13 protein-coding genes are annotated in these 16,938 nt (G+C 59.9%); 12 read left to right on the top strand and 1 reads right to left on the bottom strand.

The features are described 5' to 3' along the window. Window positions 1–77: 77 nt before the first annotated feature. Window positions 78–1,859 carry a 1-deoxy-D-xylulose-5-phosphate synthase gene (locus tag ACGHEN_RS08960; RefSeq protein ID WP_390398876.1) on the bottom strand — a complete coding sequence of 594 codons (1,782 nt, stop codon included), beginning with the start codon at window positions 1,857–1,859 and terminating at the stop codon, window positions 78–80. A gap of 228 nt (window positions 1,860–2,087) precedes the next feature. Between ACGHEN_RS08960 and ACGHEN_RS08955 the strand changes: the two genes are divergently transcribed. From ACGHEN_RS08955 to ACGHEN_RS08900, 12 genes are all read left to right on the top strand, one after another. Next, window positions 2,088–2,624, top strand: a complete 537-nt coding sequence (locus ACGHEN_RS08955) for an HD domain-containing protein (RefSeq protein WP_195445699.1) — start codon at window positions 2,088–2,090, stop codon at window positions 2,622–2,624. A 3-nt stretch (window positions 2,625–2,627) separates the two neighbouring features. Continuing rightward, on the top strand, window positions 2,628–3,647 hold the full coding sequence (locus ACGHEN_RS08950; protein WP_390398872.1) for a putative ABC transporter permease: 1,020 nt from the start codon (window positions 2,628–2,630) through the stop codon (window positions 3,645–3,647). Window positions 3,648–3,845: 198 nt separating this feature from the next. Then, entirely contained in the window at window positions 3,846–5,123 is a 1,278-nt protein-coding gene (locus tag ACGHEN_RS08945) for an ammonium transporter (RefSeq protein ID WP_390398869.1), read from the top strand. A 212-nt stretch (window positions 5,124–5,335) separates the two neighbouring features. Further along, the gene (locus ACGHEN_RS08940) at window positions 5,336–5,674 is read left to right on the top strand and encodes a P-II family nitrogen regulator (protein ID WP_099432138.1); all 339 of its coding nucleotides are present in this window, start codon (window positions 5,336–5,338) and stop codon (window positions 5,672–5,674) included. 74 nt (window positions 5,675–5,748) lie between these two features. Continuing rightward, window positions 5,749–6,411 carry a TetR/AcrR family transcriptional regulator gene (locus ACGHEN_RS08935; RefSeq protein WP_158551690.1) on the top strand — a complete coding sequence of 221 codons (663 nt, stop codon included), beginning with the start codon at window positions 5,749–5,751 and terminating at the stop codon, window positions 6,409–6,411. Window positions 6,412–6,511: 100 nt separating this feature from the next. Further along, window positions 6,512–7,774: an MFS transporter gene (locus ACGHEN_RS08930; protein ID WP_117629937.1), complete on the top strand. Its 1,263-nt coding sequence runs from the start codon at window positions 6,512–6,514 to the stop codon at window positions 7,772–7,774. Between the two features lie 109 nt (window positions 7,775–7,883). After that, window positions 7,884–8,747 (top strand): HAD-IIB family hydrolase, encoded by an 864-nt coding sequence (locus tag ACGHEN_RS08925; RefSeq protein ID WP_390398866.1) that lies wholly within the window; start codon window positions 7,884–7,886, stop codon window positions 8,745–8,747. A 154-nt stretch (window positions 8,748–8,901) separates the two neighbouring features. Then, entirely contained in the window at window positions 8,902–9,027 is a 126-nt protein-coding gene (locus ACGHEN_RS08920) for a hypothetical protein (RefSeq protein ID WP_022094649.1), read from the top strand. A gap of 285 nt (window positions 9,028–9,312) precedes the next feature. Then, window positions 9,313–10,023 carry a TetR/AcrR family transcriptional regulator gene (locus ACGHEN_RS08915; protein ID WP_390398864.1) on the top strand — a complete coding sequence of 237 codons (711 nt, stop codon included), beginning with the start codon at window positions 9,313–9,315 and terminating at the stop codon, window positions 10,021–10,023. Between the two features lie 11 nt (window positions 10,024–10,034). Next, window positions 10,035–14,822 (top strand): acyl-CoA dehydratase activase-related protein, encoded by a 4,788-nt coding sequence (locus tag ACGHEN_RS08910; protein ID WP_390398862.1) that lies wholly within the window; start codon window positions 10,035–10,037, stop codon window positions 14,820–14,822. Window positions 14,823–15,238: 416 nt separating this feature from the next. Continuing rightward, window positions 15,239–16,198, top strand: coding sequence for a 3-hydroxyacyl-CoA dehydrogenase (locus ACGHEN_RS08905; protein ID WP_390398859.1), 960 nt, complete (start codon window positions 15,239–15,241; stop codon window positions 16,196–16,198). Window positions 16,199–16,469: 271 nt separating this feature from the next. Beyond that, window positions 16,470–16,919, top strand: coding sequence for a hypothetical protein (locus tag ACGHEN_RS08900; protein ID WP_147344059.1), 450 nt, complete (start codon window positions 16,470–16,472; stop codon window positions 16,917–16,919). The last annotated feature ends 19 nt before the right edge of the window (window positions 16,920–16,938 follow it).

Below are 16,938 nucleotides of genomic sequence, written 5' to 3'. Positions count from 1 at the left end.
TCTAGATGTTACAGATTGAGATAATCGCGCCGCGAAAATAAAAACCTTCGCAGGGGTGCTTCCCTTGCGGAGGTTTTTTACTCGTTGAGAAGCCTTGCGGCTTCGGCGGCCATGTTCTCGACCGTCATGCCGTTCTGCGCGAGCAGTTCGTTGGGGTCGTAGCGGTCGGGGAAGCCCTTGGCGATGCCGAAGGTGCGCGTGCGCAACGGCGTGCATGCTAGATAACATGCCACGCGCTCACCCCAGCCGCCGTCCAAGATGCCGTCCTCGAGGGTGATGACAACGCGATGCTCGGCGGCAAGGCTGTCGAGGAACTCGCGGTCGAGCTCGGTTGCAAAGCGCGGGTTGACGAGTGTGGCCTCGATACCGTACTCGGCAGTCAGACGGTTTGCCACGCGCTCGCCCAGCTCAAAGAAATCGCCGAGCGCGAGTACGGCAACGTCGCGACCCTGGCGCATCACGTTGTAGCGAACGACGCTGTAGCCGGTGCCCTCGGCGGGCGCCAGATCGGGGCGGCTTACCAAGCCGATGCCCGGTACGCGGATTGCCACGGGATGCTCGCGGTGGTTGAGCGACCAGCTCAGCATGGACAGGTATTCCTCCATGCAGGCCGGCGCTAGGTAGCGCATGTTGGGAAGTCCGCCCAGCATGGAAATATCAAAGAACGAAAGGTGCGTCTCGGACGTGGTGCCAAAGATCGACGCGCCAAACACCAGGATGGTTGCAGAGGCGTCGTTGAGGCACAGGTCGTGCCACAGCTCGTCGTAGGCGCGCTGCAAAAACGTGCCGTACACACCAAAGACTGGCTTGGCGCCCGAGCGTGCAAGCGCGGTGGCAAAGGTCACGGCGTGCTCCTCGGCAATGCCCACGTCGACAAACTGCTTGCCTGCCGCGGCGCGAAGCTCGGGTGTAAAGCCCATGATGTAGGGCGTGGCGGCCGTGATGCCCACGACCTGCGGATCGCGCTCGATGGCGGCGCTGAGCGCCTCGCCCGTAATATCGGCATAGGTGCGCGGTGCGGGCTCGCTCGGGTGGCCCGGGCAAAGTTTGCGGCCGGTTGCCATATCGAAGGGCCCCACATGATGCCAGTGCTCGGGGTCGCTCTGGGCTGGCTCAAAGCCCTTGCCCTTGGCGGTGGAGACATGCAGCACGATGGGATGATCGATATCGCGCAGCTCCTGCAGCGTATCGACCAGCGCTTGGACATCGTTACCGGCGTCCAGGTAGCGATAGTCGAGCCCCAGCGCGCGGAAAACGTTGCGCTCACAGGTGCCGTTGCTGGCGCGCAGCTCGGCCAGATTGCGATAGAGGCCACCGTGGTTTTCGGCGATGGACTGGTCGTTATCGTTGACGATGATGATCAGGTTGCTGTCGAGCTCGGCGGCATTGTTAAAGCCCTCAAACGCCAGGCCGCCCGAAAGCGAACCGTCGCCAATAACGGTAATGACGTTATACGTGTCACCCGCCAGGTCGCGCGCGTGGGCAAGGCCGCAGCCCAAGCTCACCGAGGTCGAGGTATGCCCCATGGCAAACAGGTCGTGCTCGGACTCGTCGGGATTGGCAAAGCCAGAAGCCTCACCATAACGCTCCGGATCGATATAAGTGTACGCGCGCCCGGTCAGCGCCTTGTGGGCGTAGGTCTGGTGCGAAACGTCAAAGACAATCTTGTCGATAGGGGAGTTAAACACGCGATGAAGCGCAACCGTAAGCTCAACGACGCCCAGGTTGGGGGCAACGTGTCCGCCGACAGCGGCGGAGCTTTCGAGGATGGCGTGGCGAATCTCGCCGCAGAGCAGCGGAAGCTCGGCGCGGTCGAGAGCCTTGACGTCCTCGGGCGTTGTCGTTTGCGTAAGCAGCATCGTTGTGGGTTACTCCATGCGAATCGAGCGCCGGCGCTCCCTCGGCCGACACAATTGCACAAGACAGTCTCGCACATTTTGGCGTTTGATATGTGACGGCGGCGCGGTAATTCGCCAACTGGTGGGGCAAAACGTTTTGTCCGATGCCATACTGATGTGTTCCATGATGTTTTTATCGATTGTGCACAGGCCGTGGCTTGCCGCCGTGAGCCGCTGGAAGGAGGCAGCATGTCCGATGCCGTTCGTGCCGAGAAAATCGCGTGCGAAGTAGACCATGCTGCCCGTCAACTGGCGCAGGCGGGCCGTCTGGACCTGACGCGCGAGTTTATCCAGCATGGCGACGTGACGGTCTATGCACATGTGACCTCGGTGGCACGGGCAAGTCTGTCCTTTGCCGAGCACTTGGGCCGTGCTGGCATTTCGATCGACCGTGCCTCGCTGCTGCGCGGAGCCTTGTTACACGATTACTTTCTCTATGACTGGCACGATCCCGATCCGAGCCATCGCCTGCACGGATTTCGGCATCCGTTTTTTGCCCTGGCGCGTGCCGAGGAAGATTTTGAGCTGACGTCTCGTGAGCGGAATATTATCGTACGCCATATGTTTCCGCTGGTGCCGGTGCCGCCGACGTGTCGTGAGGCATGGATTGTGTGCCTGGCGGATAAATGGTGTGCTCTGCGTGAGACGGTCGCCGGTCGTCTGCGGCGCAAGGACGAGACAGACGATAGCGTGAGTAAAGCATCGAGCGAAAAGAGGAGAGGGTAGACGGTGGGGACCGCGATTGATATGGCGTTTGGCGGTGCGACGCTTGCCGCCTGCCCACTCTCGGCACTGGTGCTCTCGTTTGCCTTTTACGGGTTTTGCGGTTGGGCATGGGAGTCGACAGTATGCGCCATGCTCAATCACGGACGATTTGCCAACAGTGGCTTTTTGCTGGGGCCGTGTTGTCCTATCTATGGTGTGGGCGGCATTGCCTGCTGGCTGCTGTTGCGCGGGATTCCGGATGCCTCGAGCCAGTTTGTCGCTGCAGCGCTCGTATGCAGCGTGATCGAGTACAGCGTAGGCGTGCTGTTGGAAAAAACAACGGGCGCTCGCTTTTGGGATTACTCGCACCTGCCGTTTAACCTGCACGGACGCATCTGTCTGTACTGGGCCTGCGCGTTTGGCTTGGGTGCGTTGTGTATTTGCCGTTTAGTGGAGCCGGCATTGCTGGGGCTGCTTGGCCATCTGCCGGTGCTGATTGTGCGGCTGTCCGCCTTTATCGTCGCGGTCGCGATGATGGTCGACGCGGTGTGCTCGTTGGCGAGTTGGCGGCGTCTGTCTGATCAGCTGGAGCGCGTCCGGGCCGACCTTGCCGACCGCATTAACGAGTCGCTTGCCGACGCCTCCGACTCTATGCTCGAACGTATTCCCGATTCGGCGATTGACTCGGTGGCGCAGACGCATATCCGCGGTCGCGCCGTTAACGCTTGGCTGGCCGAGCTGGGCGACGCGGCGCTCGATGCCCTGCGCGAGAAGACTTCGATGCCGACGTTTATCTCGGATGGTGCTCGCGGCCTGGCGCTCGCTGCCCGCCGCGTGGCCGATGCCGCGCCGAGTATGCCGCGTCCGTCGCTCGGTCGTCGCCTTGCCGGCAAGCGCATGAGCCGCCCGGTACCGAGCGTGTCACTCAGCCGCCGCGACCTACGCTTCTTTAACGCCTTCCCGCGTCTGCGCATCAATCGTTACGAGGGTGTCATTCGAGCTACCGACCTCCGCGACCGAGCCCGCGAGCTGTTCCGGCGCTAGCCAGAGCGGAGCCAAGCGCGCCCTTCTCGTTCGCACGTTTCCCGTTCGTTTCGCGTCCGTTGCCGCGCCGTTTCCAAGATTGCGGTGCCGTTTCCATTCGACAACGCAGCGTTTAACAACGCCGTATCTGGTCTACACCAGTTGCCCCTCGGCCGCATCATGAGCGCCGACAACGTTCATGCGACCAAGGGGGAGCGAATGTACGATACGGGATCGACAACGTTTATGCTCATCTGCACCATGCTCGTGTTTTTAATGACACCGGGTCTGGCGTTTTTCTATGGCGGCCTGTCCAGGCGCAAAAATGTCATCAACACCATGCTTATGTGCTTTGGCGCCATTGGCCTGGTTGGTGTGCTGTGGATTGTTGCCGGCTGGTCGCTGGCCTACGGTGGCGACGGTTCTAGCCCGTTTATTGGCGGCTTTGACCAGTTGCTGTGCCTGCCGGTGCTCAACCAGGTGCTGCAGGCGGCCGAGGGCAATGCTGCGGATGGTGCCGTCTACCCTCAGATCATCAACATCGCCTTCCAGATGGCGTTTGCCATGATCACCGCCGCTATCGTTACGGGCAGTCTGGCAGGCCGCGTTAAGTTTGGTGCCATGACGGCCTTCCTGGGCATTTGGCTGCTCGTGGTCTATGCGCCGCTCGCCCACATGGTTTGGGGCGGCGATGGTTCCTTTATCGGCGACATCATCGGCGCGCTCGACTTTGCCGGCGGCGACGTGGTACACATTTCGTCCGGTCTCACGGGCCTGATTCTCTGCTTAATGCTCGGCCGTCGTCGCGGCTTTGGCATGGTGAGCTACCGTCCGCATAACGTGCCGTTTGTGGCGCTGGGCGCCGGTCTACTTTGGTTTGGTTGGTTTGGCTTTAACGGCGGCAGCGAGTTTAAGGCCGACGCCGTGGCGGCACTCGCCATCCTCAACACCGTGACGGCCAGCGCGGCGGGCATGGTCTCGTGGCTTGTCGTCGAGCGCGTGCACACCGGTCGTCCCACGCTGGTGGGTGCTAGCACCGGTTTGGTTGCGGCCCTTGTGGTGGTTACGCCGGGTGCGGGCTTTGTCGAGCCGTGGGCGGCGCTGGTCATGGGCCTGATCGTATCGCCCGTCTGCTATCTGGCCATCAGCCATCTTAAGACCAAGTTCGGCTACGACGATGCGCTCGACGCGTTCGGTTGCCACGGTATCGGCGGCATCTTGGGCGGTGTGCTCACGGGCCTGTTCTGCGTGCCGGAGCTCTCGTGGACCGGTAAGGGCGGCCTGTTCTACACGGGCGACGTGTCGCTGCTTGTCTCGCAGGTTCTGGGCATTGTGGTGACGGTCGTTATTGTGCTGATGCTCGACTTGGTGATCGCCGCGGTGGTCAAGGCGCTGTTCCACGGTAGCCTGCGCGTGGACGAGGCCGACGAGGCACTGGGCCTGGATGCCAGTCAGCACGGCGAGAGCGCCTATCCTTCTTTCTCCGGACTCGATTAGCAGCTTCCCCAAGCACCGCACCTTGCCGTTCAATCGTCGCTCACGTACTTAAGTACGCTTCGCTCCTCTTTCACGGCAATCTGCGGCACTTGGGAAACCTGCTAAGACCAGTCAGTTGAACTTATTGATCTCTGAGGTTGGTTTGCGGCACCTGGAAAACCCGTGCCATGTGAAGGACAATTCATTTCTTTTATTGAAGAGAGGAATTCACTATGAAGAAAATTACGGCTATCGTGCGCCAGGAGAAGCTTGAGGTTCTTAAAGATGCGCTGTTTGCTGCCGATGTTCGCGGCATGACCATCAACCAGGTGCAGGGCTGCGGCGCGCAGCATGGCTGGAAGGAATACGTGCGCGGCAACGAGTTGCTTGTCAACACGATCCCTAAGGTGCAGTTCACCCTCATCTGCGCCGATGAACATGTCGACGGAATTGTCGACATCATCTGCAATGCCGCCCGCACCGGCGCCGTCGGCGACGGCAAGATCTGGGTCGAGCCGGTCGAGGAAGTCATCCGCATTCGCACCGGCGAACATGGCCCCGCCGCGGTGTAGAATCGACCGTCTGCCATCCGCAACGTTAAAATGCTGCAATGAGGCACAAGGCTTGCGTTGCGGATGGGCGGATTATGGGTCGCAATAAATATCCCGAGGAGACGGTCGCGAAGATTCTCGACGCGGCACTGGAGCTATTCTGCGCACAGGGTTATGAGGGGACGAGTATTCAAGATATCGTTGACCGTCTCGACGGCATGACCAAGGGCGCTGTCTATCATCACTTCAAGAGCAAAGAAGAGATTTTCAACGCCGCGTTTGATCGGGCGATGACTCCGATTGTTGAGCACCGCCGCTCGATGCTTGGCGTCGGTAATATGACCGGAGCCCAAAAGCTCAAGCGACTGTACGCTCCCGAGTCCGTTGTTCCACAAATTGAGCTATGGGCACGTATGCGTCCTGCAGCAGATCCGGTAAAAAGCTCGCGCCTACTGGCGATGCAGTACCAGGGCTCATTTGACGAGTCGGCCGATGGCTGTCTCTTGCCAGTGATCGAGGAGGGCATCGCCGACGGCTCCATTGCGTGCGAATGCCCGCGCGAAGCGGCGGAGGCCGTATCGTTGTTGGCGAATCTTTGGCTGCTGCCATTGTTCCGTCCGCTCGAGCCCAAGGAGCGAATGCTCGCTCGCGCACAATGTTTGGCGCAGATGGCTGCCGCGGTGGGGCTCGATTTGGGTAATGAAGTGCTTCAGACAACGGCGCAGATTTGGGGCGTATGGGACCGCGCCGGGTGGTAATATAGATACCAACGGTATGTAATTGATTTGTGAGGGTAGCCACGGCTGCCCTTTTCAAGTCATTAAATACATACTAGTGGTATGTATAGGGGGTGGGCTTATGGCTGGGCTGAGAGACGTCGGTGTCTCGTTGAAATCAAAAACAGTGCGGTCAATCAGGCTCGCGGAACTTCTGGTTGCGCAGCTGTGCACGTATTCGATGCTGTCGGCGCTGTGCTTTGCGTATCCACTTTACTTGTTCGATCGCAGTGGATCGTCAACGTTATATGGCGTCGTCGCGGCGATAGCGTTCATACCCGGCGTACTTGCAACTCCGGTTGGCGGAATCTTGGCGGATAGGGGAAGACATCGCGAGGTCCTCGTGTCCCTCGGCATTGCTCTGATGACTGCATCACTGCTGTCTATCCCCATGAAGCACTCATTGCCTCTTGCGGTCGTCGTAGTAGCGATACTTTGTGTTCAATATGGTTCTCAATCGCTGCTGAAGCCAATGCTCCAAATTGAGACGGTGCGCATGGCGGGTGAAGAGAAGGTTGAGCGGGCCACTGCATTGGTTTCGCAGATGACCATGGTGAGCAATATCTTGGGCCCTGTGGTCGGGACGGCAGTCTATGGGTACTTTGGCATCGATGCTCTTTGCACAACCGCGTCGGTGGCGTTTGCGATTTCAGCTCTCTTGTTTGGGGGCGCGCTCAAGCAAAATGCCTCATTTGAAACGATGGGAGACGGCGCGACTCGTACGACATGCCGAAACGATTTTCGGGAGTCGATTCGGTATCTGTTGCAAAATGCATTATTGGTCGCTGTGATTTTGCTTGCGGCAGTTTTGAACCTTGCGTTGGTTGGGCTAATGATTGGCGCTCCCATTATTGTTACAAAGCATCTCGGCATGCAATCGTCCTGCGTTGGGATAGTTGAGGTGGCTATGGGCTTGGGTGGTCTTGCCGGCAGTGGCTTGGTCGGCATTTGGCCGCATCGTTTTTCTTTCAATGGCATATGTCGATATGTTGCGATGATCTGTTTTGGAGTCGCACCGATCATTGTCACGCTACTGTTCGGCGCAGATGCATGCATGCTCACCGTGTTTGTGGTTGGTTCGGCATGGGTCATGGTGTGGGCGAGCATTGCGTCGGTTGAAATTATCGCGTTTGTTCAGCGGGCAGCGCCGACTGAGCTCTGCGGAAAAGTGCTTTCGGTCGTTTACATGGTCCTTTCCTGCGCAATACCTATCGGCCAATTGACGTACGGGGTTGCATATGATCGATGGACACCGGCGATTGTATTCGCAGCCATGTTGGCGGTGCTGACGTTGACGACGGCTCTGTTTTATCGGCTGAAAAATCGATTGCGGCGATTGTCTTAACGCGCTGGGGCACCGTGAATTTGTGAAGGCGGTGGTACGCCGCGCCGGGACGGCATTGTTTGGACATGCCTCTCCTTCGTCTACAATATCGGGCAGACGAAGGAGAGGCATGTCCATGATCAAGATGTTCGCGAGTGACTTAGACGGAACGCTGCTGAACGCCCTGCACGAGGCGGATGGGACCATCCGCCGCGCCATTCGCGAGCTGACTGAGGCTGGCCTGCACGTGGTTCCCGCGACTGGACGCTCGACGTTGCCGATCGGCGAGCATGGCTTTACGGGCTTGGCGCTTGACGCCTGCTGCTCCAATGGATCCATCGTGCGCGACAGCCATGGCGAGGTGCTCAAGACTTGGACCATCGATCCGCAGGTCACTGAGGAACTGCTCAAGGCGTTCCCGGACATTTGCTTTGATTGTTCCACGCCCGATGGCATGTACTCGAGCGGTTCGTTCGAGATGCATCAGGCGGGCTTTAAAAAGGACAGTCCCATCAAGCGCATCGTGATGCGCGGCATGCGTGCGCGCGGCGGGTATCACGAGGAGCAGTATTTCGACCAGTCGATCGGTGACATCCTGCGCCACGATGTATGCAAGATCAATTGTCGCGTGACCTCGCCCGAGCTGGAGCGCGACCTTAAGGCGTATCTTGCCGAGCGCTCGGACCGTGTGGTCAACGCGCCGTTCGATCCGGTGATGTTCGAGATCACGGACGTGGCGTGTAACAAGGGCGAGAGTGTGGCCTGGCTGGCGGGCTACTACGGCATTGCCGAGGACGAGGTCGCGGTTTATGGCGACGGCGGAAACGACATCGCCATGCTCAAGCGTTTCCGCCACAGCTACGCGACCAAAAACGCTAGCGATGCAGCCAAGGTCGCCGCGAGCGCAACTATCGGCAGCTGCATGGTCCACGCCGTCCCCAAACACATGCTCGCCACCATGCATAAGCAGAATTCCCACACCGTTATCGAATAATGTGACAAAGGGACAGCCCCTTTGTCACGGGGGCCTGTGTTCTTGGAATACGAACATATATTCGTATATATAACTAGGCTCTGGTAGAATCGGTATTGTTGACGGCAGTTCCATGTGCCGGGCAGCGCCCTCCATCTGATGGGAGGTGATGCCCATGACCGATTTGATTGATTTCGTGAGACTTCTGACCGCTTTGGTCTCGTTCTTCACGGCACTTGTCGGCCTTTCCGAGGCACTCAAGCAGCGTTCGAAGCGCAACAGAAGGGGTCGCCGCCGCTAAGGCGTTGACCCCCTAATGCAAACAACGGCGCTGCCCAGCTTTCCAGAACTTGGGCTGCCGTCGACACTATTCTACCCACGAATGACATTTTGAACAATCGGCAATGCTGCTTCAAAAGCCAGGCACAACTGGCACAACCTAGGCCAACCTAGGCGGTCGCTGAATGTGACAAAGGGACCGTCCCTTCGTCACATTCCAAATATTGCCTTTACGTGTTGATGCACACGGTGTGCAATAATACTCGCACTGTGCAATAGCGCACAGGCTGAGTAACAAGGAGGACGCTTGTCCCAGCTCGAGAAATGCGACCGCCGGTCCCTTCGCTCACAGCGTGCCCTTCGCCAGGCGCTTGCCAGCGAGCTTGCCGAAAGCGGCGACCTTTCGCGCATTAACGTCGCGTCGCTCACCGAGCGTGCTGGCCTTACGCGCCGCACGTTCTATTCGCACTACCGCGATATTCCCGACTTTATCAATCAAATCGAGGACGGCTTGCTGGCCGAGATCCGTGAGCGCATTGAGCTCATCACCGTAGCTCAGCTGCCTGATCTTTATCACAACATCGATGAGCTCGAGCCGGCACCCGGTTCGGTTGAGCTGCTGCGTTATCTTGCGGCCAATCGCGACTTAATCGGTGCGCTGCTGGGCCCGGGCGGCGACCAGGCTTTCATTAAGAAGATTATCGACACCGCGCGTGAGGCTGTGGTGCCGCGCGCACAGACGGGCATTTTGGGCCTGGCGCTGGGCACGTTCTTTGACTACTACGTTACCTACGTCGTGAGTGCCGAGGTCGGCATGATTCAGCGCTGGTTTGAGCGTGGGCTCACCGAATCGCCCGAGGCCATGGCGCGCATTATGACGGTGCTCGCTTTTGTGCGCCCTGGCGACTTGTATGGCCAACCCATCGATATCAACGTGCCGGAATACGGCATGAAGCTATTGAATCTGCAGCTCGAGGACGCGGTCGACACCACCGCAACCGTCGAGTCCAACAACTAAGAGGAGAGACAATGAGCAAACTCGTCGAGGGCATTAGGGACCGTATGGTCGCTGCCGCGCGTGAGGCGGCGCCCGCCGTGGTGGACGCCGCGCAGAAGGCCGCGACCGCAGCTGCCGAGAAAGTTGCCGAGGCAGTTGCCGATGCCAAGAACGCGGCAGGGGAGACGTTCGTCGCTAGCGAGCCCGCCACCGCCGCTGAGCCCCTAGCCGCCACCGCCACCCACGCCCCCGAAGGCGCGATCTTCAACCCTGAGAATGCTCGCGGCAACCTGCATCTGGGCATCGACGTGGGCTCCACCACCGTTAAGCTCGCCGTGCTCAACGACGACAACCAGATCGTTTACGCCAAGTACCAGCGCCACCACACCGACGTCCGTGCCTGCGCCCGTGACCTGTTCGAGGGCGCTGCGACCGTGCTGCCGACGGCCCAGATGACTTGCGCCATTACCGGCTCGGGCGGCCTGCTGCTGTCCCAGTGGCTCGACCTGGAGTTTGTCCAGGAGGTCATTGCCAGCAAACGTGCCGTCGAGACCCTTATCCCGGCCACCGACGTTGCTATCGAGCTGGGCGGCGAGGACGCCAAGATCATCTACTTCGACAACGGCATCGAGCAGCGCATGAACGGTACCTGCGCCGGCGGTACAGGCGCGTTCATCGACCAGATGGCAACCCTGCTGCACACCGATGCCAGCGGCCTTAACGAGCTCGCGGCCAACGCCACCACCATCTATCCCATCGCCAGCCGCTGCGGCGTCTTTGCCAAGACCGACGTCCAGCCGCTGCTCAACGAAGGCGCCCGTCCCGAGGACGTAGCCGCTTCCATCTTCCAAGCCGTCGTGACCCAGACCATCTCGGGTCTGGCGTGCGGCCGTCCCATCCGCGGCAACGTCGCCTTCCTGGGCGGCCCGCTGCAGTACCTCTCCGAGCTGCGCCACCGCTTCTACCTCACGCTCAACCTGGACGAGGAGCACCGCATTGTGCCCCAAAACGCTCACCTGTTTGTGGCGAGCGGCGCCGCCATGGCGCACGAGTCCAATAAGCTCAGCACGTTTCCGCAGCTCATCGATGCCATCGATGCCCTGGGTGATACGCAAGGTGCCGAGGTCGAGCGCCTGGATCCGCTCTTTGCCACCGACGAGGACTTTGCCGAGTTCAAAACCCGCCACGACACCGAGGTCGTCCCCAAGGGCAAGCTCGACGGCTACACCGGACGCGTGTTCATCGGCATCGACGCCGGTTCCACGACCATGAAGGCCGCGCTCGTAGGCGAGGACGGTCAGCTGCTGCACACTTGGTATGGCAACAACAACGGCGACATCCTGGGCACGGCCAAGGTCATCATGGCCGATTTCTACAACCACATCCCCGCCGGCTGCACCATCGGCCACGTGACCACCACGGGCTATGGCGAGGCGCTGCTCATCGAGGCCCTCAAGGCCGACTCGGGCGAGATCGAGACCGTCGCGCATCTGCGCGGCGCCAAGGCGTTCCTGCCTGGCGTCGAGTTCATCCTGGACATCGGCGGCCAGGACATGAAGTGCCTGCGCGTCAAGGACGGCGTCATCGAACACATCATGCTCAACGAGGCCTGCTCGTCGGGCTGCGGCAGCTTTATCGAGAGCTTCGCCGTGTCTATGAACATGGACGTGCGCGCGTTCGCCGGTGCCGCCATCCATGCCAAGGCCCCTGTCGACCTGGGCAGCCGCTGCACGGTCTTTATGAACTCGCGCGTCAAGCAGGCGCAAAAGGAAGGCGCCACGGTGGGCGACATCGCGGCCGGCCTGTCCTATTCCGTCATTAAGAATGCCCTGTTCAAGGTCATTAAGCTGCGCGACCCCAAGGAGATCGGCAGCCAGGTGATCGTCCAGGGCGGCACCTTTATGTCCGATGCCACGCTGCGCGCGTTTGAGCAGCTCACGGGCGTTCATGCCGTGCGTCCCGACATCGCCGGCTGCATGGGCGCCTACGGTGCGGCCCTGCTCGCCCGCGATCGCGCCGGCGCCGACGGCACCTCGACCATCCTTTCGGCCGAGGACATCGCGCACCTCACCGTGACGCAAAAGCATGTTCGTTGCGGCCGCTGCTCCAACAACTGCCAGCTTACCGTCAACGACTTTGGCGGCGGCAGGCGCTTTATCACCGGCAACCGCTGCGAGAAGGGCGCCGGCCACAAAAAGCAGAAGACCGAGGCCCCCAACCTCTTCAAAAAGAAAAACGAGTTGCTGTTTAACCGCGAGGTGCTGAGCCCCGACGAGGCCCCGCGCGGCACCGTGGGCATTCCGCGCGCGCTCAACATGTACGAGAACTACCCCTTCTGGCACGCGTTCTTTACGCGTCTGGGCTTTAGCGTGCAGCTGTCCGACCAGTCGAGCAAGAAGACCTACCAGGCGGGCATCGAGTCCATGCCGTCCGAGAGCGTGTGCTATCCGGCCAAGATGAGCCACGGCCATGTGATGAACCTTATCGACCGCGATGTCGACTTCATTTGGATGCCGTGCGTGCGCTGGGAGCGCAAGGAGGATCCGACCGCCGGCAACTGTTACAACTGCCCCATCGTCATGAGCTACCCCACGGCGTTGGCGCTCAATATCGATGAGATCCGCGAGCAGAACATCGAGTTCCTGTACCCGTTTGTGCCCTATCATGACAAGACCGAGCTCAAGCGCCGCCTGTACCAGGTGCTCGCCGTCGACCGCGTGGCCGATGCTGAGGCCGGTCGCGGTCGTGTGCGCGGTCCCAAGATCACGCGCTCCGAGGTCGATGCCGCCGTCAACGCCGCCTTTGAGGCCGATGCGCGTTTCCACGAGGACATCCAGACCATGGGCGAGGAGGCCCTTAAGTGGGTCGAGGACCACGGTGGCCATGGCATTGTGCTCGCCGGCCGCCCCTACCATAACGACCCCGAGATCAACCATGCCCTGCCCGAGCTTATCTCGAGCTTTGGCTTTGCGGTCTTTACCGAGGATTCGCTTGCGCATCTCGTGAAGCCCGAGCGCCCCATCCGCGTCGTCGACCAGTGGATGTACCACAGCCGCCTGTACGCCGTCGCCCGTTTTGTGACGATGCGCAACGACCTGGACCTGATCCAGCTCAACTCTTTCGGCTGCGGCCTGGACGCTCTGACCACCGACCAGGTGCAGGAGATCCTGGAGGCCAGTGGCAAGATCTACACCGTGCTCAAGATCGACGAGGTATCCAACCTGGGCGCCGCACGTATCCGTATTCGCTCGCTCATGGCCGCGCTTAAGGACCAGGAGGCCGAGCGCTTGGCCGAGGCCACGGCCGCGGGCGAGGCCTACGAGCAGGGTGACGCCGCGCCGGTGGCGCCCTCCACGGATGCCCCCGCGTTCGCGAGCCGCAAGTACACGTTCGAGGCTCAGCGCGAGAGTGCTTCGACCGCGTGGCCCAAGGTGCCCTTTACCGAGCAAATGCGCGACGAGGGCTATACCATCCTGTGCCCGCAGATGGCGCCGATCCACTTCGACCTGGTCAAAGAGGTGTTCCGCGGTGCTGGCTATAACCTGGAGCTGCTGCCCTCGACCGATCACGATGCCGTCGAGGCCGGTCTGCGCTATGTGAACAATGACATTTGCTACCCGTCGATCTTGGTGACGGGCCAGATTATGGAGGCCATCGAGAGCGGCCGGTACGACCTGTCCAAGACGGCCGTGGTTATCAGCCAGACTGGCGGCGGCTGCCGTGCCACCAACTACATCGCGCTCATCCGCAAGGCCCTGCGCGAGAGCGGCCACCCCGAGATTCCGGTGATCTCGCTTTCGGCTGTGGCGCTCGGCGAGGACAACCCCGGCTTTAAGATTACGCCGGCGCTGCTTAAGCAGGCCGTGTACGCGGTGCTCTTTGGTGACGTGATGATGCAGATGCTCTACCGCTGCCGCCCGTACGAGGCCACGCACGGTGCCGCCAACGCGCTCTACGAGCAGTACATGGCGCGTGCCCGCAAGCTGGCGCCCAAGTTTAACCGCCACAACTACACCAAGCTGTGCCGCGAGGCCATCCGCGCGTTCGACACCATGCCGCTCGTGGGCGAGGGCACCAAGCCGCGCGTGGGCGTGGTCGGTGAGATCTTGGTCAAGTTCCATCCCACGGCCAACAACCACGTGGTCGATGTCATCGAGCGCGAGGGCTGCGAGGCCGTGGTGCCGGGCCTGCTCGACTTCTTCCTGTACTCCATGAGCAACGCCGAGCTGCAGAAAGACGAGCTGGGAAGCTCTGCCACTACGCGCGCTGGTATGCAGGCGCTCATTAAGCTGGTGGACTGGATGCGCACGCCGGTGGAGGAGATGCTCGAGAAGTCCCGCCGCTTCGAGGCGCCCGAGCGCATCGGCACCATGGCTGACAAGGCCTGTACGGTGCTTTCGGTGTGCAACAACATGGGCGAGGGCTGGTTGCTCACGGCCGAGATGCTCGACCTGATCGACCACGGCGCGCCCAACATCATCTGCACGCAGCCCTTCGCGTGCCTGCCCAATCACGTGGTGGGCAAGGCCGTGATTAAGGAGCTGCGCCGCCAGCATCCCGAGAGCAACATCGTTGCGGTGGACTACGACCCCGGTGCGTCCGAGGTCAACCAGCTCAACCGTATTAAGCTCATGATCAGTGTGGCCAAGGAGAACATGCGCGCCGGTAAGGGCTTTAAGCTCGAGAAGGTGGCGCCGCTCGCGATGGACGAGGTCACCGGCCAGATGCGTGCCCATGACGGCTGCGTGAGCTGCGGGCCGGCCAGCGAGGAGGCCGTCACATCGGTCGCCAAGCGTCTGGGACGCGGCATTAAGAAGTAGCTTGCCCGCTATGGGCTAGATATGAGACAAGCGGGTGGTAGCCGTACCGGTTACCACCCGTTTTTGCTGGACATATGTTGCGCAAATGACCCAGCTATCACCCCTTGCGAATTTAGATTTCGGAAGTATGCGGCAAAATCTGAATAGGCCGAGCACACTGGATATGCCCAAGCTTTGTACCTGCGGTTTTATTGGTGAAAAACCAGGATGTGCTCAAGAGTTCCGGAATTTGCCGCATACTTCCGAAAATGACGTCTCGGTGGCACCAAAAACTGCCCTCGGAACCCTGAGATAATGAACATATGTAGCCGTTTGCCGCGAAATACCGCCCGTTTATAGAACCCACCCCCAACGCGCGTCATCCTTACGGTTGAATAAATACACATCTATGGAATTACGTAAGAGAGGACCGTCCCATGAGCTACAAGACCGTTTGTGTTGCCGGCGGCGGCGTGTTGGGAAGCCAGATTGCCTTTCAGGCTGCCTACTGCGGCTTTGATGTGACGATCTGGCTGCGCAGCGAGGGCAGCATCGGCCGCACTCAGCCCAAGATCGATCATGTGCGCGAGGAGTACATCGCGGCAATCGAGGGCATGGCGGATGGCACAGGCGAGTGGTGCGCCGGTATCGCCGATAGCGGCCAGCCCTTCGACAAGGAGGCGGCACTCGCTGCCGTCGAGCGTGCCTACTCCACGCTCAAGCTGGAGCTCGATCTTGCCAAGGCCGTAGCCGACGCCGACCTGGTCATCGAGTCTATGGCCGAGGACACCCAGGCAAAGATTGACTTCTACAAAAAGCTCGCCCCGGTTCTCCCGCAAAAGACCGTCGTCGTGACGAACTCCTCTACGCTGCTGCCGAGCACCTTTGCCAAGTACACTGGTCGCCCCGAGAAGTACCTGTCGCTGCACTTTGCCAACTCCATCTGGAAGAACAACATGACCGAGGTCATGGCACAGGACCAAACCGACAAGCGCTACTTCGACGAGCTCGTCGACTTTGCCAACGACATCCGCATGCTTGCCCTGCCCGTCAACAAGGAAAAGAACGGCTACCTGCTCAACTCCATGCTGGTGCCATGGCTGCTTTCAGGCCTTGACCTGTATGTTTCGGGTGTGAGTGACCCCAAGAGCATCGACCTTGCATGGACGCGGGGCACCGGCGCCCCCAAGGGCCCGTTCCGCGTATTCGACACGGTGGGTATCCAGACGGCCTACAACATCGTTATGCAGTACCAGAAGGTGCCGGGCCTGGTGAGCCCGCTGCTCAAAAAGATGATGATGCCCTACAACTATAAGGCCATGGCATCCGTCCTCAAGCAGATGCTCGACGAAGGTAAGCTGGGCGAAAGCTCGGGCGAGGGCTTCTTCAAGTACTAAAAAATGATCCCTCGGGGACGGAAGCGTTGAGGATCTACGGTAGTATGCGACAAGATCTGAATAGGTCGAGCAAGAGCTGTAGCGCGCGTTGACGTTTGACCAATGGAGCGCAAAAATGCACCGTTCGCCGATACTCCTCTCGCGAGTGGTTGCCATATGGTTTGATGTCGGAAACATATGATTGCCGGCAGGCCATAGGTGACGTTCCCCCTGATATCGGAGGTTCCAGGTATGTTTCGCGCTCCGTTAAATAACTATCGGTTGGGCTAACATGGGTCGCCGTGCTATTTCGATAACCCTTGCAGTGGTCTGCCTGGCTGTGCTCCTGGGCGCTACGGGGCTGTTTGCTATAAGTCGAGAAACATCCTATATGCAGGAATGTGCTTCCGAAGGCTTTGTCATTGATGGTTACTATCGGGATGACAAAACGAGTCGGGAAACCCTGGCTTTTCTTGAGGAGGACAACTGTCGATGGCAGCTGGTCGACCAAGACGGAATCTGCACAGACGGGCAGTTTAAGCGTACGGATGACCCCAACATCCTGATATTAAAGAAGGAAAACGGTGAAGAATTCGGTACGGTCCACGTGGCGTACTTGTCACGCCGACGCGATCAGGGCTTGCTCTACCTATTTAGAGATACCAGGGTGACCCGTTTTTATCTGGTGAGTACCGGTCCGGCGTTTACAGTGGAGTCTGGCGATGTCGATGCGGACAGTTGATTCACGGCAATAAAACAGC

Source organism: Collinsella sp. i06-0019-1H4 (assembly GCF_042849575.1).
GTDB lineage: Bacteria > Actinomycetota > Coriobacteriia > Coriobacteriales > Coriobacteriaceae > Collinsella.
This window is presented reverse-complemented; position numbering and strand designations above follow the sequence as displayed.